Raw genomic sequence first — 22,526 nt, forward strand, 5'->3', positions numbered from 1 at the left:
ACAGCAATTAAATCAGAGCTGGTTTACTTCTAAAAACAGAATGGTATAAAAAAAACACCAGCCTTTCGACTAGTGTTTTCATAAGTTTAAATGTTCAAGATTCTTAGGAAACTAACTCGGTTTGATTTCTAAAAACCAGTTTTCCATCAAAAGCATCGATCAAAACAATGCTGTCTGTTGTTATTTTTCCGGATAGAATTTCTTTGGATAATTCATTGAGAACGTCTCGTTGAATCACTCTTTTAACTGGTCTCGCTCCAAATTGCGGATCGTATCCTTTCTCAGATAAATAGGCAATAGCTTCCGGAGTAGCGTCCATAGTGATGCCTTGTTGTGCCAGCATTTTAGTAACACTTTTCAGTTGTAACCCTACGATTTGAGCAATATTTTCATTGGTTAATGGCGTGAACATTACGATTTCGTCAATACGATTGATGAATTCCGGACGCACCGTTTGTTTTAACAGCCCAAGAACTTCTACTTTAGCCAATTCGGTTGCAGCTTCCACGCTTCCTTTCAGGTTTTCAAATTTATCTTGAATAATCTGGCTTCCCATATTTGAAGTCATGATGATAATCGTGTTTTTAAAATCTGCCAAACGTCCTTTGTTATCTGTCAAACGTCCTTCGTCCAAAACTTGTAGCAAGATATTAAACGTATCCGGATGCGCTTTTTCAATCTCATCCAATAAGATTACAGAATACGGTTTTCTACGAACGGCTTCGGTCAATTGTCCGCCTTCATCATAACCCACATATCCCGGAGGCGCACCCACCAAACGGCTTACGCTATGGCGTTCTTGGTATTCGCTCATATCAATTCTTGTCATTGCATTTTCATCGTCAAATAGATACTCTGCTAAGGCTTTTGCCAATTCCGTTTTTCCAACTCCCGTTGTTCCAAGGAAAAGAAAAGTTCCCACCGGTTTTTTCATATCCTGCAATCCGGCACGGCTTCTGCGCACGGCATCACTCACGGCTTGAATCGCTTCTTCCTGTCCTACAACTCTGTGATGCAATTCATCTTCCAGTTTCAGCAGTTTTTCTCGTTCGCCTTGAAGCATTTTCATTACCGGAATTCCAGTCCATTTGGCCACGACTTCTGCAATATCTTCGCGTGTAACTTCTTCTTTTATCAATGAAGTTCCCGACTGGTTTTCTTGTAATTCTTTGAGTAAAATGGCTAAACGTTCTTGCGCTTCCTTGATTTTACCATAACGAATTTCCGCTACTTTTCCATAATCACCATCGCGTTCGGCACGTTCTGCTTCGTATTTGAAGTCTTCAATTTCTGTTTTTACGGTTTGAATATTATCGACTACATCTTTCTCTGATTTCCATTTGGCGTAAATTTCGTTGCGATCTTCTTTGAGATTCGCCAAATCCATTCCCAAAATTTTGAGTTTACTTTCGTCTTTTTCTCGTTTAATGGCTTCAATTTCAATTTCCAACTGCATGATTTTTCGATCCAAAACATCCAGTTCTTCGGGTTTTGAATTGATTTCCATACGCAGTTTTGAAGCTGCCTCGTCCATTAAATCAATCGCTTTATCCGGAAGAAAACGGTTCGTAATATACCGTTGTGATAATTCGACAGCCGCAATAATAGCGTCGTCTTTGATTTGGACTTTATGATGTGTTTCATATTTTTCCTTGATTCCACGCAAAATAGAAATGGCACTTTCGGTATCCGGTTCTTCGACCATTATTTTTTGGAAACGTCTTTCGAGTGCTTTGTCTTTCTCAAAATATTTTTGGTATTCGTCTAATGTGGTTGCCCCGATAGCGCGAAGTTCTCCACGAGCCAACGCTGGTTTCAGAATATTTGCTGCATCCATGGCACCTTCGCCACCGCCAGCTCCAACGAGTGTATGGATTTCGTCAATGAATAAAACAATATCACCTTCGGCAGAAGTCACTTCTTTTACCACGGATTTTAGTCGTTCTTCAAATTCCCCTTTGTATTTGGCACCGGCGATTAATGCACCCATATCAAGGGAATACACGATTTTATCTTTCAGGTTTTCAGGAACGTCTCCGTCAACAATTCGGTGCGCTAATCCTTCCGCAATGGCGGTTTTTCCCACTCCGGGTTCACCAACCAACATGGGGTTGTTTTTGGTTCTACGGGTTAGAATTTGTAACACGCGACGAATTTCCTCATCACGGCCAATAACAGGATCGAGTTTACCGGTACGGGCTAATTCGTTGAGGTTTTTGGCGTATTTATTTAAAGAATTATAGGTTTCCTCAGCAGATGCCGAAGTTACTCGTTCTCCTTTTCTCAATTCATCAATTGCTGCTTTTAGTCCTTTTTCGGTAACGCCTTGGTCTTTTAGGATTTGGGCGACTTTACTTTTAGAACCAAATATGGCTAAAATTAAATGCTCCACAGAAACGAATTCATCATTCATTTTTTTTGCAATAATCTCGGCTTCGTTCAGCGTTGAATTTGCAGTTCTGGAAAGCATAATTTCACCACCGGAAACTTTCGGGAAGCTTTGTATCGTGCTGTCTATTATTTGTTCCAATAAACTCACATTTACGTTGAGTTTTTTAAGCAGAAAAGGAGCCACATTTTCATCTACTTCAAAAATCGCCTTAAAAATATGTTCGTTTTCTATTTGTTGTTGCCCATGGCTTTGCGCCAATTGTTGGGAAAGCTGGATGGCTTCCTGGGATTTGATTGTAAATTTATTTATGTTCATGATGTTATTTGTTTTGTGGTTATTTGACTAACTTTGCGAATCAATATTCAATTTATATTCCAATACAATATTACCGACAAATTGACAGAAATTTCATGATTTTTATCATATTTCAAAGTCAAAATGTCTTAAAATAAGATAATTATGAGTTTTTTAAAAAATATGTTCAATAGTTCAGACGACAAGGATTTAAATGAAAATAAAATCAATTGGAATGAACTAACCGATTTAGGGCAACTGAATGAAATTATTGCTATTTCGAATGAAAAACCAGTAGCAATTTTTAAACACAGTACACGATGCAGTGTAAGTAGGATGGCACTGAAACAGTTTGAAAATGAGTTTAATAGCTCAGATAAAGTTACGCCTTATTTTTTAGATTTAATAGCATATAGAGCTATTTCTAATGCCATTGCGGATCAATTTGGAGTAACGCATCAATCCCCGCAATTGATTTTAATTAAAGAAGGAAAAGCCATTTATAATGTTTCGCACAGTGATATTGATGCGGAGGAATTAAGTAAAAAGGTATAAGAACCAACAGTCTAAATTTGGAATATAAAAAAATCCATCAGTCGCTGCTGATGGATTTTTTTGTGACAATTATTTTGGTCCTGAATTAATATGAATCGTCCATTTTCTTTTTTATGGCATCCAAACAAAGGTTGTTGATACTTCCTTCATGCGTATGCTTGGTTTCTTTTGGAGATTGAAAAGTGCCATTTTCTAATTGCTCAGCAACGGCTTTATAGGCATCTCTAAAAGGCATTCCTGCAACCACCATTTCGTTTAAGGAATCTACCGTAAACAAATAGTCGTATTTTTTATCGTCTAAGATATATTCTTTTACTTTAATGTCCTTGATAGCAAAAATTGCGATATCCAAACAGGCTTTCAGGTTTTGAATCGCTGGAAACAATCCTTCTTTCAATAATTGCAAATCCCTGTGATAGCCACTTGGAAGATTATTTGTGATTAAAGTGATTTCGTATGGTAACGCTTGAATTTTGTTGCATTTCCCACGAATCAATTCAAAAACATCCGGGTTTTTCTTGTGCGGCATGATGCTCGAACCGGTTGTAAGATGTGAAGGCAAAGTGATAAAATCAAAATTCTGACTCATATACAAACAAACATCCATCGAGAACTTTGCCAAAGTTGCTGCCACGCTACTCATAGCAAAAGCGACTGTCTTTTCTGATTTTCCACGGCTCATTTGTGCCGCTACCGAATTGAATTTTAAAGTCTCAAAACCCAATTCTTCTGTGGTGAATGTTCTGTTGATAGGAAACGAGCTTCCGTAACCTGCAGCCGAGCCTAATGGGTTTTGGTCTACAATTTTCAAAGCGGCATTCAACATCGTTATGTCATCAATCAAAGTTTCGGCGTAAGCAGAAAACCACATTCCGAAAGAAGATGGCATTGCAATTTGAAGGTGCGTGTATCCTGGCAATAACACATTTTGATGTTTTTCAGCTGATTCCATCAGTAAATCAAAAAGGCTTTTTACTTGCTCTTTCAACTCTTTAACGACATCTTTCAAGTATAAATTAACATCAACCAGAACTTGGTCATTACGGGAACGGGCAGTGTGAATTTTTTTTCCGGCGTCACCCAATTTTACTGTTAGTAAATATTCAATTTTGGAATGCACGTCTTCAAAGCTGTCTTCGATTTCGAATTTTCCGTTTGCAACGTCTTTTATTATTTCTTCCAAAGCTAAAACTAAAGAGACTGTTTCGGAGTCTGTTAAAAGCCCGATTTGTCCCAGCATTTTTGCATGCGCAATAGAACCCAAAGCGTCATATTTAGCCAGAACTAAATCCAGTTCTCTGTCGTTTCCAACGGTGAAATGTTCGATTTGCTTATCGGTTGGTATTCCTTTTTCCCAAAGTTTCATAATTAGATTTTTAGATTTTTAGACAATTAGATTTTTAGACTTCTAAGGAGTTTAAAAATCTAAGAAGTCTGAATAAAGAAGTCAGAAAGTATTTTGATATACAATTGAATTCCTTCTTCTATTTCGTTTATAAATATAAATTCGTCTGCTGAATGTGATCGCAGGGTTTCTCCTGGTCCTAATTTCAAGGATTGACAACTCAAAACCGATTGATCCGAAAGGGTAGGCGAGCCATACGTGGTTCTTCCCAGGGCAATTCCGGCTTGCACTAATCCGTGTGCAACAGGGATTGATGACGCATTCAAATGCATCGAACGCGGATTGACTTCTGCAGTCAAATGCTTTCTCACGGTATCTAAAATTTCTTGATTGCAGTAACAATCATTAACTCTAATATCGACAACCAAATGACATTCCGCGGGAACTACATTGTGTTGTTTTCCAGCAGATATTTGCGTTACGGTCATTTTTACGGGACCTAAAACCTCCGATATTTTTTCGAATTGATAGCTGTTAAACCATTCCATAACGGGAATCGCATTGTAAATAGGATTGTCCGGATTGTTGTGTGCAGCGTGACTGGCTGTACCTTTTACGATGACATCGAGTACCAATAAACCTTTTTCGGCTACGGCCAATTGCATCAAAGTGGGTTCTCCCACAATCGCACATTCCAGTTCAGGTAAATGTTTTAAAACGCTGTTTAATCCATTTTTTCCGCTGCTTTCTTCTTCGGCTGAAGCGACCATCACAATATTGTATGGCAGATTTTCATTCGAATAAAAATGTACAAAAGTGGCTAAAAGCGAAACCAAACAACCTCCCGCATCATTGCTTCCCAATCCAAATAATTTACCGTCTTTTACGATGGCTTCAAATGGATTGTTGGTATAGCCTTGGTTTGGTTTTACGGTATCGTGGTGAGAATTAAGTAAAAGCGTAGGTTTGGACTTATCAAAATTCTTATTGAAAGCCCAAATATTATTATTCTCTCTTTCGAAAGGGATACTATTTTGTCTAAACCAATTTTCGATTAAAAGTGCTGTTTGGTCCTCTTCACTTGAAAATGAAGGCGTTTCAATCAGCGACTTTAATAGCGCAATGGCTTCTTGTGTAAGGATTTCTATACTCTTCATAGTGTAATTGTAGTGTACAATGCGGTCTTGTCTTGCAACATGCGGTGATGACCAATTTTTATTTTTTGAACTCCTTTAGACAAACTATTGAAACAGTTGTCTAATTTAGGAATCATACCAGAATGTATCGCTTTTTCGGCTTTTAATTTGGAATATAATTCTTGATTGATGTTCTCAATTACGGAAGAATCGTCTTCGGCATCATATAAAACGCCCGGTTTTTCAAAGCAATAATTCAAAGTGACATCAAAAACTTCCGATAAAGCAATCGCTAATTCACTGGCAATGGTATCTGCATTCGTATTTAATAATTGTCCTTTACCATCGTGTGTAATCGCACAAAATACGGGTACTATACCGTTTGAAAGCAATGTTTCCAATAATTGTGTGTTCACTTTTTTCACATCGCCCACAAAACCATAATTGATGGTTGGGTGGTTTCTTTTGTCCGATTGAATTAAATTTCCATCAGCCCCAGAAAAACCCATTGCGTTGGTGGAATTTGCTTGTAATTGAGCCACAATATTTTTATTGATTTGACCTGCATAAATCATCACAACTACATCAAGCATAGCGGCATCGGTGATGCGTCTTCCATCAATCATTTGATGAACTAAACCAATGCTTTCGGCCATTTTGGTAGCTGATTTTCCACCACCATGAACGAGCACTTTATACCCTCCAATCTTCGAAAAATCAGATAAAAATTGTGATAATTCCGTTGGATTATCAATTATGTTTCCACCAATTTTTATTAGCGTTACCGGTTTTTTATTTTCCATTTTCCAATATTTTTTGCAACACTAATTGTGCAGCATAGGTTCTATTGTTGGCTTGTTCGATAACAATAGAATTTTCGCTGTCGATCACTTCATCAGTAACAATTACATTACGTCTTACTGGCAAACAGTGCATGAATTTAGCATTGTTGGTCAGTTTCATTTTATCGGCAGTTACAGTCCAATTTGGATCAGAATTTGTAATCTGACCATACTCATTATAATTACTCCAGTTTTTGGCATAGATAAAATCGGCATTTTCGAAAGCTTTGTCTTGGTCGTATTCAATCTTGGAATCTTTCGTGATTTCAGGATTCAATTCGTAGCCTTCGGGGTGTGTAATTACAAAGTCTGCATCTTGTAACTGCATCATTTGCACGAAAGAATTGGCAACTGCTTGAGGTAACGCTTTAGGATGTGGCGCCCAAGTCAAAACTACTTTTGGCTTGTGTTCTGTTTTGTATTCCGCCATAGTTATGGCATCTGCAAGCGATTGTAACGGATGTCCCGTAGCACTTTCCATATTGACAACAGGTACTGTGGCATATTTTAGGAACCCGGAAAGTACGATTTCGGCATTGTCTTTTTCTTTGTCTGTCAATCCGGCAAAAGCTCTGATAGCAACAATATCGCAATATTGAGAAACTACCGCAGCAGCTTCTTTAATGTGTTCCGAAGCACCAGAGTTCATGATGGCTCCATCTTCAAATTCTAATGTCCAACCTTCACTGGTAAAATTCATTACCATGACGTTCATTCCCAAATTCAAAGCGGCTTTTTGTGTACTTAAACGCGTTCTTAAACTGGAATTAAAAAACAACATTCCTAAGGTTTTGTTTTTACCTAGTTTTTTGTTTTTAAGAGGTTTTTTCTTGATTTTTAATGCTTGTTTCACCCATTTATCAAGTGAATCTATGTTTTGTATGGAGATGTAGTTCATTGTCTTATTTGTTTAATCGGTTATTTGTTTAATTGATTAACCGAATTAGCGATTAACCGTATCAACATTTTATAGAATTTTAGTAAAAGGTATTTCGTTTTTTAAAGCTTTCAAAATAAAATTGTCTTCTAGTCCATTGACAATCCAGGTTTCGATAGTGGCGTCTTTGGCAATTGCCGAAGCTTCTATTTTAGATTGCATTCCGCCGGTTCCGTGCGAGGATTTAGAATCGCCAATCTCTTTTTCCAATACTTTTAAATCGGTTACCAAAGAAATGGTTTCGGGAACGGCATCATTAATAGATGCTTTGGTGTAAATCCCGTTTGTATTGGTAGCGATGATCAGAATGTCAACATTTAATAAAACGGCCGTTAAAGCGGCTAATTTATCGTTATCACCAAACCGAATTTCATCCGTAGCCACCGTATCATTTTCATTGATAATCGGAATGTAATTATTTTTGACCAACACATTGATGGTGTTCACGATATTTACTTTAGATTGTTCTTTTTCGAAATCAGAATAAGAAAGCAAACACTGCGAAATCAGCAATCCTAAATCGCTGAAGTTTTCATGATAAATCCGCATTAAATGGGGCTGACCAATAGAAGCTAATGCTTGTTTTACAAAAACATCTTTGTCTTGATTTTCCAGTTTTACAAATTGTTTGGCTGCGGCAATCGCACCTGAACTTACAATGATGAACTCGTAATCGTCTTGTAAAGCGGCTATTTGCATCCCAATATCTTCAATCTTTCCTCTCGAAATGTGATTGGTTTCTTTGGTTAACGTATTGCTTCCTAACTTTAATAAAATTCTTTTTTTTGCCATTTTTTTAACCGCAAAGTGCGCAAAGTTAATTTTCAAACGTAACAGTGTTAAACGCTAAGTTCGCAAAGTGTTGTGTTAATATTCTGAATTCTTCTTTTTTCAATCTTCAATCAAAAATCGTTAATCTTCAATCAAAAATCCTTTACCTGATTTGTCCATTTCCGTAAATATACCACTTATTAGTAACTAAATGCTGCAAACCAATTGGTCCACGTTGGTGTAATTTGTCTGTGCTTATCGCCAATTCTCCTCCTAAACCAAATTGTCCTCCATCAGTGAATCGGGTAGAGGCGTTTTGATAAACAGCTGCCGTATCCACGTTTTCCATGAATTCCTGAGCAATTGCATCATTCTTTGTGATTATGGAAGCCGAATGTCCGCCACAATATTTATTTATTTTGTCAATCGCTTCTTGATCCGAGTTGGTTGTTCCAATAACAATTTTATAATCTAAAAACTCTTCGTACCAAATTAAATCAGATTCAATCTGAGGAACATTTGTTGCTCTGGAAATTGTTTCATCTCCTAAAACGGTTACGTTTCTTTGTTGTAATTCGGTAATTATTTTCTTTGCAAAAGCTTTCCAATTGTCAAGATTTGTATCAATTAAAACTTTATCTAAAGCATTGCAAACAGATATATTTGAGGTCTTTCCGTTAATAATAATGTCAATTGCTTGATCTAAATCAGCTTCCTTATTTACATACGCAAAATTATTTCCACGGCCACTTATAATCACTGGGCAAGTGGCGTGTTTTTTTACAAAAGCAATCAATTTCTCACCACCACGAGGAACGATTAAGTCCACTTTTTGTGTTGGTTTCTCCAAAAATGCCTGCGTTTCTTCTCGATTGTAATTCAAGTATTCCACCCATTCTGTAGCAACATTGTTTTCTTTTAAGGCTTGATGCCACAATTCCACAATTTTTAAGTTTGACAGTACCGATTCTTTTCCGCCTTTCAATAGAATTTTATTTCCGGATTTAAAGGCGATTCCGCCTGCTTCAACAGTAACATCAGGTCTGGATTCATAAATAATCATTATGGTTCCAAAAGCCGCTGTTTTATTGATGATTTTTATTCCGTTTTCATGGTCGAAATTAAAACGCTCCACACCAATAGGATCTTCTTGACGGGCTAATTGTTGCATAGATAAAATCATGCCGTCAATTTTGGCATCATCAACCAATAAACGTTTTTCCATGGCCAAGTCATCTCCAGAATAATTATTGATATCCTGTTGATTCACCGTTTTAAGGTTAGCTCTTTCTTCTTCAAGAAGTTCGGCCATGCGACTTAAAACTGCGTTTCGTTTTTCTATTGGTAATAAGTGGTTCATTAGTTTTTGGTTTTACTATTTTAGAAAAAAAATCTAAACATATAAGTCATAAGTCATAAGTTTAAGTGCTTATATGACTTATATGTTTAAAAAATCATTTCAATTCTGCCAATGTTTCTTTTAAAGCGATAATAAAAGTATCAATTGCTTCTTTCTTGATTGTCAATGGCGGAAGAATTCTTAATAAGTTTTTATTATTAGCATTTCCTGTAAAAATATGTTTGTCAATAATCATTTTTTTACGAAGTGTACTTACGTCAAAATCAAATTCTACACCTAGCATTAATCCTCTTCCTTTTACTTGGATCACTTCGGGAACTTGTTTGATTGCTTCTAAAAAATAAGCGTAAACGTCATTTACGTTATCCATTAATTTTTGGCTCTCAATCACATCCAAAACTGCTATTCCGGCAGCACAAGCCAAATGGTTTCCACCAAAAGTAGTTCCCAATAATCCATAACTCGCTGTGAATTTTGGAGAAATCAAGATTCCACCAATAGGAAATCCGTTACCCATTCCTTTCGCCAGACAAATAATATCGGCTTTGATGTCATGATGTTGGTGTGCAAAAAACTTTCCGCTTCTTCCGTATCCTGATTGCACTTCGTCCAAAATCAAAACGACATCGTAAGCGGCACATAGTTTTTCTAATGCCTGAAAAAATTCAGTTGTTCCTTGGTCTAAACCGCCAACTCCTTGAATTCCTTCGATAATAACAGAAGAAACATCTCCTTTTTTTAGTTCGTTTTCTACCAACTCGATATTATTCAATGGTAAAAAAGTAACGATTTGTTGTGCATTGATTGGAGCAACAATTTTTTTGTTATCAGTAACCGCAACTGCCGCCGAGGTTCTTCCGTGAAAGGAATTATCAAAAGCAATTACACGCGATTTATTGTTGTGAAAAGAAGCCAGTTTCAAAGCATTTTCATTGGCTTCAGCTCCAGAACTGCACAAGAATAAAGTGTAGTCTTCCAATCCGGAAAGTTTCCCTAATTTTTCTGCCAGTTCTACTTGCAATGGATTCTGAATCGCATTGGAATAAAAACCAATATTGTCCAATTGATTTTTTAATTTGGCAACATAATCCGGTTGTGTGTGTCCAATGGAAATTACTCCATGACCACCATATAAATCTAAATATTCCACTCCTTTTTCATCTGTAATAGTACAATCCAGTGCTTTTACAGGAGTGATGTTGTATAATGGGTAAACGTCAAATAAGTTCATTTTCTTTTTTTGTTTAAATGGTTTAAGGTTTCAAGTTTCAAGTTACGTGTGCAACCTTAAACTTTAAACTTGAAACAAATTTTTAGAATCCAGATGGTTTCAAATGCAATCCCGTGGTTTCATCCAATCCAAACATTAAATTCATGTTTTGGATGGCTTGTCCTGAGGCTCCTTTTGTTAAATTATCAATTACTGAAGTAATCAATAGCCGGTTTCCTTTTTTCATTAAACTGATGATGCATTTATTCGTTTGAACCACTTGTTTCATGTTGATTCCGGTGGTCGTAACGGTTACGAAAGGTTGGTCTTTGTAAAAAGCCTCATATTTAGCTACTACATCTTCCAAGTTTTCTTCGATTGTTGTGTATAATGTTGCAAAAATCCCTCTTGCAAAATCCCCTCTGTTGGGTACAAAAATCAATTCGTTTGTATAATCCGCTTGCAATTGGTTGACACTTTGGTTTATTTCTCCCAAATGTTGGTGTTCAAAAGCTTTGTAATGCGACATATTGTTCGATCTCCAGCTAAAATGCGTCGTTTCCGAAGGTGAAACTCCAGCTCCTGTGCTTCCCGTTGTAGCATTGATATGAACATCAGTCGTAAGCATTTCGTTTTTGGCCAAAGGCAATAATGCCAATTGAATCGCTGTTGCAAAACAACCAGGATTAGCGATAAATTGTGCGTTTTTGATAACCGTTTTATTCAATTCAGGCAAACCGTAAACAAAAGATTTACCTTCGAAATCTTTGTCTTTTGTCAATCTGAAATCATTTCCTAAATCGATGATTTTGGTATGACTTGCAAATTGATTTTGCTCTAAAAATGATTTTGATTTACCATGACCTAAACACAAGAAAACAACATTCACATTTGGATTTACAGTATCGGTAAAATTCATTTCGATATCGCCCATCAAATCATGATGCGCCACCGAAAGTGGTTTTCCAGCGTTTGTTGTACTGTAAACAAAATCAAGTGTAGCATTGGGATGAAACATCAATATTCTGATGAGTTCTCCCGCAGTGTAACCTGAACCGCCAATTATTCCAATATTAATCATGTGTCAGTTTGTTTACAGATGAAAATATGTTTTGGGCATTCCCAAGAATTTTGATAAATCCTTTAGCATCGTCAGATGTCCAAGCGTTGTTCATTTCTCCATATTGTCCAAAACCGGTATTCATTAAATCATTTTCAGATTCAATTCCGTCCAATGTAAAGTGATATGGTTTTAGAGAAACGATAACGGTTCCATTTACAGTCGTTTGAGTGTCTTCTAGGAAAGCCTCGATGTTTCTCATTACAGGATCTAAAAATTGTCCTTCATGAAACAACATTCCGTACCAGTTCCCCAGTTGTTCTTTCCAGTATTGTTGCCATTTACCCAGCGTATGTTTCTCTAATAAATGGTGCGCTTTGATGATGATTAAAGGCGCAGCGGCTTCAAAACCAACTCTTCCTTTAATTCCGATAATAGTATCGCCAACATGGATATCTCTACCAATTGCATATGCGCTGGCTAATTTTTCTAATGCAACAATGTTTTTTGTTGGTGTGTCCAATGTCCCGTTGATGCCTACTAATTGTCCTTTTTCAAATTGTAGCGTCACTTTCTCTTCACCCGTTTTTTGCAATTGAGAAGGATATGCTTCACTTGGTAAAGTTTGATTTGATGTCAATGTTTCTTTACCGCCTACGCTTGTTCCCCACAATCCTTTATTAATGGAATATTGTGCTTTTTCCCAAGAATAATGAACTCCGTTTTTAGATAAATAATCAACTTCTTCCTGTCTTGATAGTTTTAAATCTCTAATAGGAGTGATGATTTCAATTTCGGGAGCGATGGTTTGAAAAATTAGATCAAAACGAATTTGGTCATTTCCTGCACCAGTACTTCCGTGGGCAATTGCTTCTGCACCAACAGATTTTGCATATTTAATCGCTTCGATAGCTTGAAAAACACGCTCGGCACTTACGGATAATGGATACGTATTGTTTTTTAATACATTTCCATAAATCAAATATTTAATGGCTTTATCATAATATTTATCTACAATGGTAAGATTTGCATGTTGCGCACTTCCTAATTCGTAGGCTCTTTCTTCAATAGCGGCTAGTTCAGCTTCATCAAATCCTCCTGTATTTATAAGAACGGTATGAACTTCATATCCTTTTTCGTTTTTTAAATATTTCAGGCAATATGAGGTATCTAATCCTCCACTATAAGCTAATACAACTTTTTTCATGATATTATTTTTTTAAGAACAAGGCTTCTTTAATTGATTTTAATCTGTTTAATACTCTGACATTAAATGGATGTTTAGGCGGATCTTTAGGCTTTTCTTTTGGGTCATAAAGCATTCCGGTACACAAACACATTTTATTGTCTTTGCTTTTTAGGATTTCATAATTGGTGCACGTTTGGCACCCTTTCCAAAAACTTGGATCGCTGGTCAATTCTGAAAAAGGAACAGGTTTGTACCCCAAATCGGAATTTATTTTCATTACAGCTAAACCAGTAGTGATTCCGAAAACCTTAGCGTCTGGATATTTCTCTAATGAATAGTCAAAAACAAATGATTTGATTTTTTTTGCTAAACCTAAATTTCTGTAATCAGGATGTACAATCAATCCGGAATGTGCTACAAATTTTCCGTGTTGCCAACTTTCGATATAGCAAAAACCGGCAAATTTCCCATTATCTAATGCGATAACGGCATCTTTACTTTCCATCTTTTTTTGGATGTATTCAGGAGTTCTTTTTGCAATCCCAGTACCTCTCAATAAGGCGGACAATTCAATAGTATCGCATATTTCTTGCGAATACTTATAATGTTCTTCCTGAGTTACAATGATAGAAATTTTCATTTCAAGCGATTATTTTGAGTTAAAAAATGATTCGTGTATTTGTTTTTGAAATGCATTTTCGCCAAATTCAAATATAATACTAAAACAGTCGATTGTTTTGCAATAAATTGAACTACAATACGATAGTGATAAATAAGTATTAATTTTTGGATGTATTAATCCAATGGAAAATAGCGGTAATTTCAAAACGGAAAAAATGAAAAATGAATAAAGATACGAAACAGCTTTTGGGTACTATAGGGATAGTATCCGTACTTCGGGAGAAGTAGTGGGTCTGTTTGTCCGTGACAAAGAAGTTATATGTAAACTTGTTTTATTCATTGGTGCAAAAGTACACATATTTTTAAAACATAACACTAATTTTGTGTTTTGTAACAAAATTTTAATGTATTGTTGATTTTTTAAATTAAAAAACTCCTAGATAGGCTTAACTATCAAGGAGTTTTATGTAATGGTATTAATTTAAAATATTAGTTTCTAAACCTGTTTCTGCTGATTACATCTTTTATTTTGGCTTTTAAATCTTCTCCGGTATCATAAACTATTTGTTCGTTGCTAGGAAAAGCTACCGCTCTTTTGTCAAAATAAGAGTAATAATTATCGTCAGAAGCGCGTCGGTCTCCTTTATATGTTGCATAAATATTTTCGAAAATAAACTCACTGGCTATTGGGAAAGATTGTAATAATTGATTGCTTTTAAAGTTGATGTAATCTACTTTGGCAGTAATTTTACAGGATTTAAACTGTCTGAATTCATAAATGCGTACAGTTGCATTTCTCATATTATCCACCATCACCACTTTGCCTTTTTCGTCCAAAACTTCTTTTCCGTTGGCGTCAATTAGTTTTTTGACACCATCTTTTATAATGCGGTCTTTTACAAACTCTCTTTCTTTTATTTGCTCAGGCGAAATATAAATATGTCTAAAGTTAATTACCATTCCATAATCATAATCAATTCCTTTTTGTTTGTTGCTGTGGTAGACAGTCCATTTGTCGTTCAATCCATAGGTGCTAAAATCCAATAAGTCATTTTGAAGACGAACCGGGATAATCATATTCGTTTCGTTTTTGGTGTAAACCGAAACATAATCAGAACCTTTGAATTTAGCTTCATCCATGAGTTGTAAAACGTTTTTATAATTTGGAGTTATTTGGTTTAAATATTCCATATCATCATACGCTTTTCGGTAATTCATTTTGTCTGAAGTTCCCATTAATTTTTTTGCATTAGCATACAAATAAGCTGATAAGGCATTTTTGCTGTCAATGATTTGGTCGTTATAATTGTCAAATGGAAAAATTGCATTTCGTCCTTCTTTAAGTAGTTTTAAAGGAAGTAACGGTTTGATTTTTTCCTGACGGGAATTCAATTGTAAATACGTATTGTACATTTTTTCCAATTGAGCAGGATTAGCATCTTTTGCTAATAAATTAATGGCATTTAAATCACGTTCTTTTGCTTTGGCGAAAGCCTCTTCCAGCAAGTAAACATAATCTTGTTTGCCTTTTTTATCTTTATTGGTTCGCAAATTTGAAACGGCATTATCAATTGCTTGATCGTAATTTCCAGAGCTTAATAAATTTTGGGTTTGTTTCACGCCACAAGAGGAAATAAGGAGAAACAGGGATAATAAAAGAGTAATTTTTTTCATAAGCTTACAGTTAAGTAAATGATTTTTCGAAATTGTTTCTACTGTTTTTAAGCAGTTTTACGGGTTTTGAATTTTAAAATCCAAAAATAATGCCATAAAAAAACCTAACAAAAATAGAATAAATGTTAGGTTTTAAAAAGTGTATTTCTAATTTTTTATTGTCTCACAAAAGGAGGCAGTAATTTGCTGGAAACTTCACCAAAACCAATTCGGACCTGACCATTTTGGCAAAAACCTTTCATGATTACGGTGTCATTGTCATTGATAAATTTACGCTCTGTTCCGTCGCCCATTTTTATTGGATTTTTTCCGCCCCAAGTTAATTCTAACATGGAACCAAAACTGTCTTCAGTTGGGCCGGAAATAGTTCCTGAACCCATCATATCACCAGAATTTACACGACAACCATTTGAGGTGTGATGTGCTAATTGTTGGCACATTGACCAGTATAAATATTTAAAATTAGAGTGCGAAACTACTGTTGGTTTTGCATTTTCAGGCTGAATTGCCACTTCTAAATTGATATCAAAAGAATGTTTTCCTTTTTGTTGCAAATAAGGAAGTGGAGTAGGCTCTTGTTTTGGTCCTTTGGTTCTAAAAGGTTCCAAAGCATCCATAGTAACTATCCAAGGGGAAATTGAAGTTGCAAAGTTTTTTGCCAAGAATGGTCCTAATGGTACATATTCCCATTTTTGAATGTCGCGGGCACTCCAGTCATTCAATAAAACCATCCCGAAAATATAATCTTCAGCTTCAGTTACAGCAATGTTTTCTCCCATTATATTTACATCCGTAGTAATAAAAGCAGTTTCAAGTTCAAAATCGACTGAACGTGAAGGTCCAAAAACTGGTGTGGTTTCTCCGTTTGGTAACGTTTGTCCCATTGGTCTGTGAACCGGAATTCCTGATGGAACTATGGTAGAACTTCTGCCGTGATATCCTACAGGGATATGAAGCCAGTTTGGTAATAATGCATTTTCAGGGTCACGGAACATTTTTCCTACATTAGTTGCGTGCTCTTTACTGGAATAGAAGTCAGTGTAATCACCAATGAGTACCGGTAATTGCATTTCAACATCTTCCATTTTGAAAATTATTATATCTCTGTCTTTAGTATTATCTTGTAGTTTCGAATTTGTCACATCAAAAAGCTCCGCAATTCGGTTTCGAACCAAACGCCATGTTTTTTGACCATCAGAAATAAAATCATTCAAAGTATCCTGCATGAACATATCATCCGTCAGTTCAATACCTTCAAAATAATTTAATTGTTGTAAAGCTCCCAAATCGATTGCGAAATCTCCAATTCTTGTTCCTACGGTTACAATGTTTTCTTTGGTAAGGAAAACTCCAAAAGGAATATTTTGAATAGGGAAATCACTGTTGACAGGTACTTCTAGCCATGATTTTCTATTGGTATCGTTAGCTGTTATTGGCATATTTTGTTAATTATTTTGTTAAAAAATTACTCATCAAATATATTATAATCTAACTATTAACCAAACGTTTTTTTGTATTTTTGCATCAAATTAACGAAAATCAAAAAAATGCAACGCGACGAACAAATTTTTGACCTTATTCTAGAAGAACAAGAAAGACAAATTCACGGATTAGAACTTATTGCTTCGGAAAACTTCGTAAGTGACGAAGTAATGGAAGCAGCTGGTTCTGTTTTAACTAACAAATATGCTGAAGGATATCCTGGCAAAAGATACTACGGCGGTTGTGAAGTAGTTGATGTTGTTGAACAAATTGCTATTGACAGAGCCAAAGAATTATTTGGAGCTGAATATGCAAATGTACAGCCGCACTCTGGTTCACAAGCTAATACAGCGGTTTATCACGCTTGTATCAAACCAGGTGATAAAATTTTAGGTTTTGATTTGTCTCATGGAGGACACTTAACCCACGGTTCACCAGTTAATTTTTCGGGACGTTTATACACACCTTCATTTTATGGTGTAGATAAGGAAACAGGAAGATTAGATTATGATAAAATTCAAGAAATTGCAACTAAAGAACAACCAAAATTAATCATAGCAGGAGCTTCGGCTTATTCTCGTGATATGGATTTTGAGCGTTTCAGAGTAATTGCAGACAGTGTTGGCGCTATTTTATTAGCAGATATTTCTCATCCTGCCGGACTTATTGCAAAAGGATTGATGAATGATCCATTGCCTCATTGCCATATTGTAACTACTACAACGCACAAAACGTTACGTGGTCCTCGTGGTGGTTTGATTATGATGGGTAAAGATTTCGAAAATCCATTTGGTTTAACTACTCCAAAAGGAGAAATCAGAATGATGTCTTCTTTATTAGACTTGGCTGTTTTTCCTGGAAATCAAGGAGGTCCTTTAATGCACATTATTGCTGCAAAAGCAGTAGCTTTTGGTGAAGCTTTGAAAGATGAATTTTTTACATATGCTTTACAATTACAAAAAAATGCTAACGCTATGGCGGATGCTTTTGTAAAAAGAGGATATGAAATCATTTCTGGCGGAACAGATAATCACATGATGTTGATTGATTTAAGAAACAAGAATATTTCTGGAAAAGATGCTGAAAATGCATTGGTAAAAGCAGAAATTACCGTAAATAAAAACATGGTTCCATTTGATGATAAATCACCATTTGTAACTTCAGGTATTCGTGTAGGAACTGCTGCTATTACCACTCGTGGTCTAGTTGAAGAAGATATGGAAACTATTGTTGCTCTTATTGACAGAGTATTGGTAGACCACACTAACGAAGATGTTATCGAAGCGGTAGCAAATGAAGTAAACGAAATGATGAGCGAAAGAGCTATTTTCGTATACTAAAAAGTTCAAAAAAGTTTAAAGTTTAAGGTTTAAGGTTTTGTGTTTACGAAAAGTGATCGCAATTTTTTAAACTTTAAACTTTTTTTATTTTAATGTAACTTTAAACTTTAAACAAATTGTATAAATGTCTGTACTAAGATTAAAATTACCAACGGATCCAAGATGGGTCAATATTGTAGAAAAAAACATTGAGGAAATCTTGACAGATCACGCTTGGTGTGAACAAAAAGCTGCTACAAATGCCATTACGATTATCACAAACAATTCAGAGCATCAAGATTTAGTGAAGGATTTATTGACTTTGGCCAAAGAAGAAATCGATCATTTTGAGCAAGTTCACAATATCATTATTAAGCGTGGCTTGAAATTGGGGCGTGAACGCAAAGATGAATATGTGAACGAATTGTATTTGTACATGAAAAAAAGCAGTGATGGAAGCAGAGTGTCCAGTTTAGTGGAACGGTTATTGTTTTCAGCAATGATAGAAGCCAGAAGTTGTGAGCGTTTCAAAGTACTTTCGGAAAACATTCAAGATGAAGAATTATCTGTTTTTTACAGGGATTTGATGGAGAGTGAAGCGGGACATTACACTACTTTTATTACTTATGCAAGAAAATACGGAGTAGGAATTGACGTTGAAAAGCGTTGGAGAGAATGGCTCGAATTTGAAGAAAATATTATAACAAATTACGGTAAAAATGAAACAATTCATGGGTAGTTTTTTATTATAGCCGATTTTAGTTCTAATTTTTAGTAAATAATGAACGATTTAAGAAGCTTAATAATCAGTTATTTATATTTATTGCGTTTAAAAGAAGACAATGTTTTGTATTTAAAATAAATTATTTGTTACCAGATTAATATTTTTTGATTTACATTTATGATTTAATTTTAACCTTAACACTTGTTTATTGATATGAAACTCAATTTTAATTATGATGGAAATATTGCTTGTAAGGCAATATTACAAGATCAATTAGAAAAATTCGATATTAAATATCAACTGTTGGATTTAGGACAAATTGAAATTGGAGATAGTGTTTCTGAAGATGTTTTGGCAGAACTTCAAGTTGGTTTAACAAAGTATGGCATTCAGATTATTGATAATCCAAAAGGACAATTAATCCAAAAAATTAAAGACGCTATAATTGAGATTGTCTATGAAAAAGAGAAATTTCCAAACATAACGATTTCTCAATATTTATCGGATAAACTGAACTTTAGGTACGGTTACATTACTAATGTTTTTTCGGAATATACATTTACATCTATTGAGAATTTTATTATTATTCAAAAGATTGAAAGAGCCAAAAAGCTTATAATTGAAGAGAAACTCACCTTAACCGAAATTTCTCATGAGTTAAACTATAGTAGCGTAGCTTACTTATCAACTCAATTTAAAAAAGTAACAGGATTAACACCCTCAATGTTTAAAAGGATAGTAGGTAAAAAGAGAGAGTTATCTAATAATGATTAAATAAAAATTAAAAATATACCCTATATTTTATGATTACACACCAAGATTCAATGCATATTCTTTTAGCTGACGATGACGAAGATGATCGCACTTTTTTTAGTGAAGCTATACAAGAGCTTAAAATGAATAATAAGTTGACTCTATTTAAAGATGGTAATGATCTAATGGATTATTTAGTGCATCCTGAAATTAAGTTGCCTCATGTTTTATTTCTCGATTTGAATATGCCAGGAAAAACAGGAATTGACTGTCTGAAAGAAATTAGATCGAACACTCGTTTTAGAGATGTTTCGATTGCCATATATTCTACCTCTTCATCAGAAAAAGATATTGAAGATACTTTTATTGAAGGAGCAAATATCTACATTAAAAAACCCAATGACTTTTCTAAACTTAAAAAAGTAATCAAGGAGGTTGTAAATATGAATTGGCAATTTCATACCTCAGGTTTAAATATCGAGACTTTTTTCTTTAGCATATAATAAGGAATAAATGAAAATTCTTGGACTATATAAAAACTCACAAGTGTTTAAAATAGCTTTAGCTATTGCAATTGTTGTTGTTTGTTACATAGCCTCGATGTTTTATTCCCAAATGAAAAAGCTTGATTCAACGGTTGAATTAATTGCAAATTCAAATGAGACGCAACTCGAATTAGAAAAACTGTTATCCGTAATGAGTAATTACGAAACGAGCCTGCGAAGTTATATTATCACAAAAGATGCTGCTTATATACAAGATCGTTTTTTGAGCAGGGGTAAAATTGAAGAAAGCATTACAAAGCTTAGGTTGTTAACTGCAAATGACACTGCCAGATACAATGATATAGACCGATTAAAAAGACTTATTGATCTTAGATTCAAAATATTCAGGAAGACCTTACTTCTTGCACAAAGTAAAAATTCTGGTCCTGTAGCGATAAATGCGATGTTATTGGAGAACAGTAATGTTACTGAAATGATGAAATCCTTTGTCACTAAAATTATATTTTCTGAAAGTGCAAAAACGGAATTTGAAAACAATAATCATCAGTTTGAATTACAAGATTCAATCATTACCGCTTTTTTATTAGTTATTCTTTCGCTAATGATATTATTGCTTTCGTTCCAAAAAATGAATGTTGATATTGATGAACTCAAAAAGGCGAATGATCAACTAAAACTGCTGAATGAGTCCTATAATTCTGCTGAAATGACAGCCAGTTTTGGGCATTGGATGACTAATTTAGAAACTAATACCTATACTTTTTCAGATAATTTATTTCGATTGATGGGAGTTGAACCTAATTCTTTTGAACCTAATTTAGAAAATTCAATTAAATATATTCATCCAGATGATTTAGAATATGTGACTAAAGTACATACTGATTCTTTAGTTAACCATCAATCTACCTCAACGATTTTCCGATTTTTGACTCCAAACGGTGATATAAAATATATTATGGGCGTTGGTAGTTTTACTAAAAACGGTAATGGAGATTTGATTAAAATAGGAGTTAATTATGATATTACAAGCCAGTATAATAAAACACTCGAGCTTGAAAATAATAATAAAGAACTTAAATATATAAATACGGAACTCGAGGCTTTTAACAATATTGTAAGTCATGATTTGCAGGAGCCGCTTCGCAAGATTCAAATGTTTATCTCCAGATTAGAAGGAAAGGAATCGGACTTGCTTACCTCTCAAGGGAAAGAATATTTCTCAAAAATTCGTGTAACTGCCAATAGAATGCAGACCTTATTAATTGATTTAGTAAATTATTCCAGAACAATAAAAGGAGATAAGGTTTTTGTGAAAACGGATGTTAATAAAATTATAGAAGAAATACTTCAAGATTTATCTTCTAATATTGAAGATAAAAAAGCCATAATCACAATTGGAAATTTGCCTACAATTAAAGCGATACCTTTTCAGGTGAAGCAGCTTTTTATAAATTTAATTTCAAATTCCCTTAAATACAGTAAAGAAGATATTGCTCCAGAAATCAGTATTGCTTCTAAAAAAATTACAGAAAAAGAAATGCTTGATTATAAAATCGCCAATAAAAAAGATTACCATAAAATTGTAATTTCTGATAACGGAATTGGTTTCAAACAAGAGTATTCAGATAAAATATTCCTATTGTTCAAGCGATTGGAAACGGATCCTAAATATTCTGGAACTGGACTTGGTCTGGCTATTTGCAGTAGAATTGTAGATAATCACAAAGGATTTATAAAAGTAAAAGCAAAACCAAATGTAGGTGCTAAATTTTATGTTTTTATTCCAAAAGGAGATTTGCTTTAATTTCAATAATAAATCACAATGTTACTAATAGCTGACGCCGCCATACACGACTTTAAAACTATCCGAGAAATTGCCTATAAATCCTGGCCAATCGCTTACGGTTCTATTTTATCGAAAGAACAAATTGATTATATGCTCGATTTGTTCTATTCAGAGAAAACCTTACTTAAAAATTTAAACGAAAAAGGACATCGTTTTCTCTTGGTAAATGAGGGAGAAGTTTGTCTTGGTTTTGCTTCGTATGAACACAATTATTTAAACGAAAAATGCACTCGCCTTCATAAAATCTATATGTTGCCTGAGGCACAGGGAAAAGGAGCGGGTAAGTTGCTTATTGAAGCTGTAGAAAATTTTGCCAAGGAAAATCATTCGGTTGTAGTTTCATTAAATGTAAATAAATTCAATAAAGCCATTTCGTTTTATAAAAAAATAGGATTTGAAGTAGTTTCAGAAGAAGAGATTCTATTGGAGCATGGCTACAAAATGGAAGATTACAAAATGGAAAAGAAACTTTAATTATCCTATTGTCCTCATTACCCAACGCTTTTTATC

The 22,526-nt window shown here is 34.7% G+C and carries 20 protein-coding genes; 7 read left to right on the forward strand and 13 right to left on the reverse strand.

Translation table 11 applies throughout. From position 1 onward, the window contains the following. Nucleotides 1–103 precede the first annotated feature (103 nt). A complete protein-coding gene (gene clpB, locus Q1W72_RS15145; RefSeq protein ID WP_302136174.1) occupies nucleotides 104–2,707 on the reverse strand; it encodes an ATP-dependent chaperone ClpB in 2,604 nt (867 codons plus the stop codon). A gap of 144 nt (nucleotides 2,708–2,851) precedes the next feature. Between clpB and ytxJ the strand changes: the two genes are divergently transcribed. Next, complete coding sequence (gene ytxJ / locus Q1W72_RS15150; RefSeq protein WP_302136175.1) at nucleotides 2,852–3,241, forward strand: bacillithiol system redox-active protein YtxJ; 390 nt, start codon at nucleotides 2,852–2,854, stop codon at nucleotides 3,239–3,241. Between the two features lie 85 nt (nucleotides 3,242–3,326). On the opposite strand, the gene argH is transcribed toward ytxJ, so the two are convergent. The 12 genes from argH to fahA all read right to left on the reverse strand — a co-directional run bounded on the left by argH (nucleotide 3,327) and on the right by fahA (nucleotide 16,825). Beyond that, nucleotides 3,327–4,607, reverse strand: a complete 1,281-nt coding sequence (argH, locus tag Q1W72_RS15155; RefSeq protein WP_302136176.1) for an argininosuccinate lyase — start codon at nucleotides 4,605–4,607, stop codon at nucleotides 3,327–3,329. A 59-nt stretch (nucleotides 4,608–4,666) separates the two neighbouring features. Continuing rightward, a complete protein-coding gene (locus Q1W72_RS15160; protein WP_302136177.1) occupies nucleotides 4,667–5,743 on the reverse strand; it encodes a M20 family metallo-hydrolase in 1,077 nt (358 codons plus the stop codon). After that, a complete protein-coding gene (argB, locus tag Q1W72_RS15165) occupies nucleotides 5,740–6,525 on the reverse strand; it encodes an acetylglutamate kinase (RefSeq protein WP_302136178.1) in 786 nt (261 codons plus the stop codon). The genes Q1W72_RS15160 and argB overlap by 4 nt, the downstream gene beginning before the upstream one ends. Beyond that, nucleotides 6,515–7,462, reverse strand: a complete 948-nt coding sequence (locus tag Q1W72_RS15170; protein ID WP_302136179.1) for an N-acetylornithine carbamoyltransferase — start codon at nucleotides 7,460–7,462, stop codon at nucleotides 6,515–6,517. The genes argB and Q1W72_RS15170 overlap by 11 nt, the downstream gene beginning before the upstream one ends. Before the next feature lie 69 nt (nucleotides 7,463–7,531). Next, nucleotides 7,532–8,293, reverse strand: a complete 762-nt coding sequence (gene proB, locus Q1W72_RS15175; protein WP_099715138.1) for a glutamate 5-kinase — start codon at nucleotides 8,291–8,293, stop codon at nucleotides 7,532–7,534. 142 nt (nucleotides 8,294–8,435) lie between these two features. Further along, the gene (locus Q1W72_RS15180) at nucleotides 8,436–9,632 is read right to left on the reverse strand and encodes a glutamate-5-semialdehyde dehydrogenase (RefSeq protein ID WP_302136181.1); all 1,197 of its coding nucleotides are present in this window, start codon (nucleotides 9,630–9,632) and stop codon (nucleotides 8,436–8,438) included. 94 nt (nucleotides 9,633–9,726) lie between these two features. After that, nucleotides 9,727–10,863 (reverse strand): aspartate aminotransferase family protein, encoded by a 1,137-nt coding sequence (locus tag Q1W72_RS15185; protein ID WP_302136183.1) that lies wholly within the window; start codon nucleotides 10,861–10,863, stop codon nucleotides 9,727–9,729. 82 nt (nucleotides 10,864–10,945) lie between these two features. Continuing rightward, nucleotides 10,946–11,923 carry an N-acetyl-gamma-glutamyl-phosphate reductase gene (gene argC / locus Q1W72_RS15190; RefSeq protein ID WP_302136185.1) on the reverse strand — a complete coding sequence of 326 codons (978 nt, stop codon included), beginning with the start codon at nucleotides 11,921–11,923 and terminating at the stop codon, nucleotides 10,946–10,948. Then, complete coding sequence (locus tag Q1W72_RS15195) at nucleotides 11,916–13,109, reverse strand: argininosuccinate synthase (RefSeq protein WP_039110645.1); 1,194 nt, start codon at nucleotides 13,107–13,109, stop codon at nucleotides 11,916–11,918. The genes argC and Q1W72_RS15195 overlap by 8 nt, the downstream gene beginning before the upstream one ends. Before the next feature lie 4 nt (nucleotides 13,110–13,113). Beyond that, complete coding sequence (locus Q1W72_RS15200) at nucleotides 13,114–13,731, reverse strand: GNAT family N-acetyltransferase (RefSeq protein WP_302136187.1); 618 nt, start codon at nucleotides 13,729–13,731, stop codon at nucleotides 13,114–13,116. Between the two features lie 470 nt (nucleotides 13,732–14,201). Further along, nucleotides 14,202–15,386, reverse strand: coding sequence for a hypothetical protein (locus Q1W72_RS15205; protein WP_302136189.1), 1,185 nt, complete (start codon nucleotides 15,384–15,386; stop codon nucleotides 14,202–14,204). Nucleotides 15,387–15,541: 155 nt separating this feature from the next. Next, nucleotides 15,542–16,825 carry a fumarylacetoacetase gene (gene fahA, locus Q1W72_RS15210; RefSeq protein WP_302136191.1) on the reverse strand — a complete coding sequence of 428 codons (1,284 nt, stop codon included), beginning with the start codon at nucleotides 16,823–16,825 and terminating at the stop codon, nucleotides 15,542–15,544. Between the two features lie 108 nt (nucleotides 16,826–16,933). On the opposite strand from fahA, the gene glyA reads away from it, so the two are divergent. From glyA to Q1W72_RS15240, 6 genes are all read left to right on the forward strand, one after another. Then, nucleotides 16,934–18,208: a serine hydroxymethyltransferase gene (glyA, locus tag Q1W72_RS15215; RefSeq protein ID WP_121342323.1), complete on the forward strand. Its 1,275-nt coding sequence runs from the start codon at nucleotides 16,934–16,936 to the stop codon at nucleotides 18,206–18,208. Between the two features lie 124 nt (nucleotides 18,209–18,332). Then, nucleotides 18,333–18,926 (forward strand): tRNA-(ms[2]io[6]A)-hydroxylase, encoded by a 594-nt coding sequence (locus Q1W72_RS15220; RefSeq protein WP_302136193.1) that lies wholly within the window; start codon nucleotides 18,333–18,335, stop codon nucleotides 18,924–18,926. A 198-nt stretch (nucleotides 18,927–19,124) separates the two neighbouring features. Then, nucleotides 19,125–19,685 carry an AraC family transcriptional regulator gene (locus tag Q1W72_RS15225; protein WP_099715147.1) on the forward strand — a complete coding sequence of 187 codons (561 nt, stop codon included), beginning with the start codon at nucleotides 19,125–19,127 and terminating at the stop codon, nucleotides 19,683–19,685. A 29-nt stretch (nucleotides 19,686–19,714) separates the two neighbouring features. After that, nucleotides 19,715–20,167 carry a response regulator gene (locus Q1W72_RS15230; RefSeq protein ID WP_282712628.1) on the forward strand — a complete coding sequence of 151 codons (453 nt, stop codon included), beginning with the start codon at nucleotides 19,715–19,717 and terminating at the stop codon, nucleotides 20,165–20,167. Nucleotides 20,168–20,177: 10 nt separating this feature from the next. Beyond that, nucleotides 20,178–21,974, forward strand: coding sequence for an ATP-binding protein (locus Q1W72_RS15235; protein WP_099715149.1), 1,797 nt, complete (start codon nucleotides 20,178–20,180; stop codon nucleotides 21,972–21,974). Between the two features lie 18 nt (nucleotides 21,975–21,992). Beyond that, nucleotides 21,993–22,490 (forward strand): GNAT family N-acetyltransferase, encoded by a 498-nt coding sequence (locus tag Q1W72_RS15240; protein ID WP_099715150.1) that lies wholly within the window; start codon nucleotides 21,993–21,995, stop codon nucleotides 22,488–22,490. The last annotated feature ends 36 nt before the right edge of the window (nucleotides 22,491–22,526 follow it).

The sequence above is a fragment of the Flavobacterium sp. ZE23DGlu08 genome, assembly GCF_030505335.1.
In the GTDB taxonomy this organism is placed as follows: Bacteria; Bacteroidota; Bacteroidia; order Flavobacteriales; family Flavobacteriaceae; genus Flavobacterium; species Flavobacterium algoritolerans.

What these genes read in the sequence shown, in the direction of transcription:
- Q1W72_RS15160 (WP_302136177.1), bottom strand. Translation starts at nt 5,743, where the DNA reads ATGAAGAGTATAGAAATCCTTACACAAGAAGCCATTGCGCTATTAAAG.
- argB (WP_302136178.1), bottom strand. Translation starts at nt 6,525, where the DNA reads ATGGAAAATAAAAAACCGGTAACGCTAATAAAAATTGGTGGAAACATA.
- Q1W72_RS15240 (WP_099715150.1), top strand. Translation starts at nt 21,993, where the DNA reads ATGTTACTAATAGCTGACGCCGCCATACACGACTTTAAAACTATCCGA.
- Q1W72_RS15220 (WP_302136193.1), top strand. Translation starts at nt 18,333, where the DNA reads ATGTCTGTACTAAGATTAAAATTACCAACGGATCCAAGATGGGTCAAT.
- Q1W72_RS15200 (WP_302136187.1), bottom strand. Translation starts at nt 13,731, where the DNA reads ATGAAAATTTCTATCATTGTAACTCAGGAAGAACATTATAAGTATTCG.
- fahA (WP_302136191.1), bottom strand. Translation starts at nt 16,825, where the DNA reads ATGCCAATAACAGCTAACGATACCAATAGAAAATCATGGCTAGAAGTA.
- proB (WP_099715138.1), bottom strand. Translation starts at nt 8,293, where the DNA reads ATGGCAAAAAAAAGAATTTTATTAAAGTTAGGAAGCAATACGTTAACC.
- Q1W72_RS15185 (WP_302136183.1), bottom strand. Translation starts at nt 10,863, where the DNA reads ATGAACTTATTTGACGTTTACCCATTATACAACATCACTCCTGTAAAA.
- glyA (WP_121342323.1), top strand. Translation starts at nt 16,934, where the DNA reads ATGCAACGCGACGAACAAATTTTTGACCTTATTCTAGAAGAACAAGAA.
- Q1W72_RS15195 (WP_039110645.1), bottom strand. Translation starts at nt 13,109, where the DNA reads ATGAAAAAAGTTGTATTAGCTTATAGTGGAGGATTAGATACCTCATAT.
- Q1W72_RS15170 (WP_302136179.1), bottom strand. Translation starts at nt 7,462, where the DNA reads ATGAACTACATCTCCATACAAAACATAGATTCACTTGATAAATGGGTG.
- Q1W72_RS15205 (WP_302136189.1), bottom strand. Translation starts at nt 15,386, where the DNA reads ATGAAAAAAATTACTCTTTTATTATCCCTGTTTCTCCTTATTTCCTCT.
- argC (WP_302136185.1), bottom strand. Translation starts at nt 11,923, where the DNA reads ATGATTAATATTGGAATAATTGGCGGTTCAGGTTACACTGCGGGAGAA.
- Q1W72_RS15230 (WP_282712628.1), top strand. Translation starts at nt 19,715, where the DNA reads ATGATTACACACCAAGATTCAATGCATATTCTTTTAGCTGACGATGAC.
- clpB (WP_302136174.1), bottom strand. Translation starts at nt 2,707, where the DNA reads ATGAACATAAATAAATTTACAATCAAATCCCAGGAAGCCATCCAGCTT.
- ytxJ (WP_302136175.1), top strand. Translation starts at nt 2,852, where the DNA reads ATGAGTTTTTTAAAAAATATGTTCAATAGTTCAGACGACAAGGATTTA.
- Q1W72_RS15235 (WP_099715149.1), top strand. Translation starts at nt 20,178, where the DNA reads ATGAAAATTCTTGGACTATATAAAAACTCACAAGTGTTTAAAATAGCT.
- Q1W72_RS15180 (WP_302136181.1), bottom strand. Translation starts at nt 9,632, where the DNA reads ATGAACCACTTATTACCAATAGAAAAACGAAACGCAGTTTTAAGTCGC.
- Q1W72_RS15225 (WP_099715147.1), top strand. Translation starts at nt 19,125, where the DNA reads ATGAAACTCAATTTTAATTATGATGGAAATATTGCTTGTAAGGCAATA.
- argH (WP_302136176.1), bottom strand. Translation starts at nt 4,607, where the DNA reads ATGAAACTTTGGGAAAAAGGAATACCAACCGATAAGCAAATCGAACAT.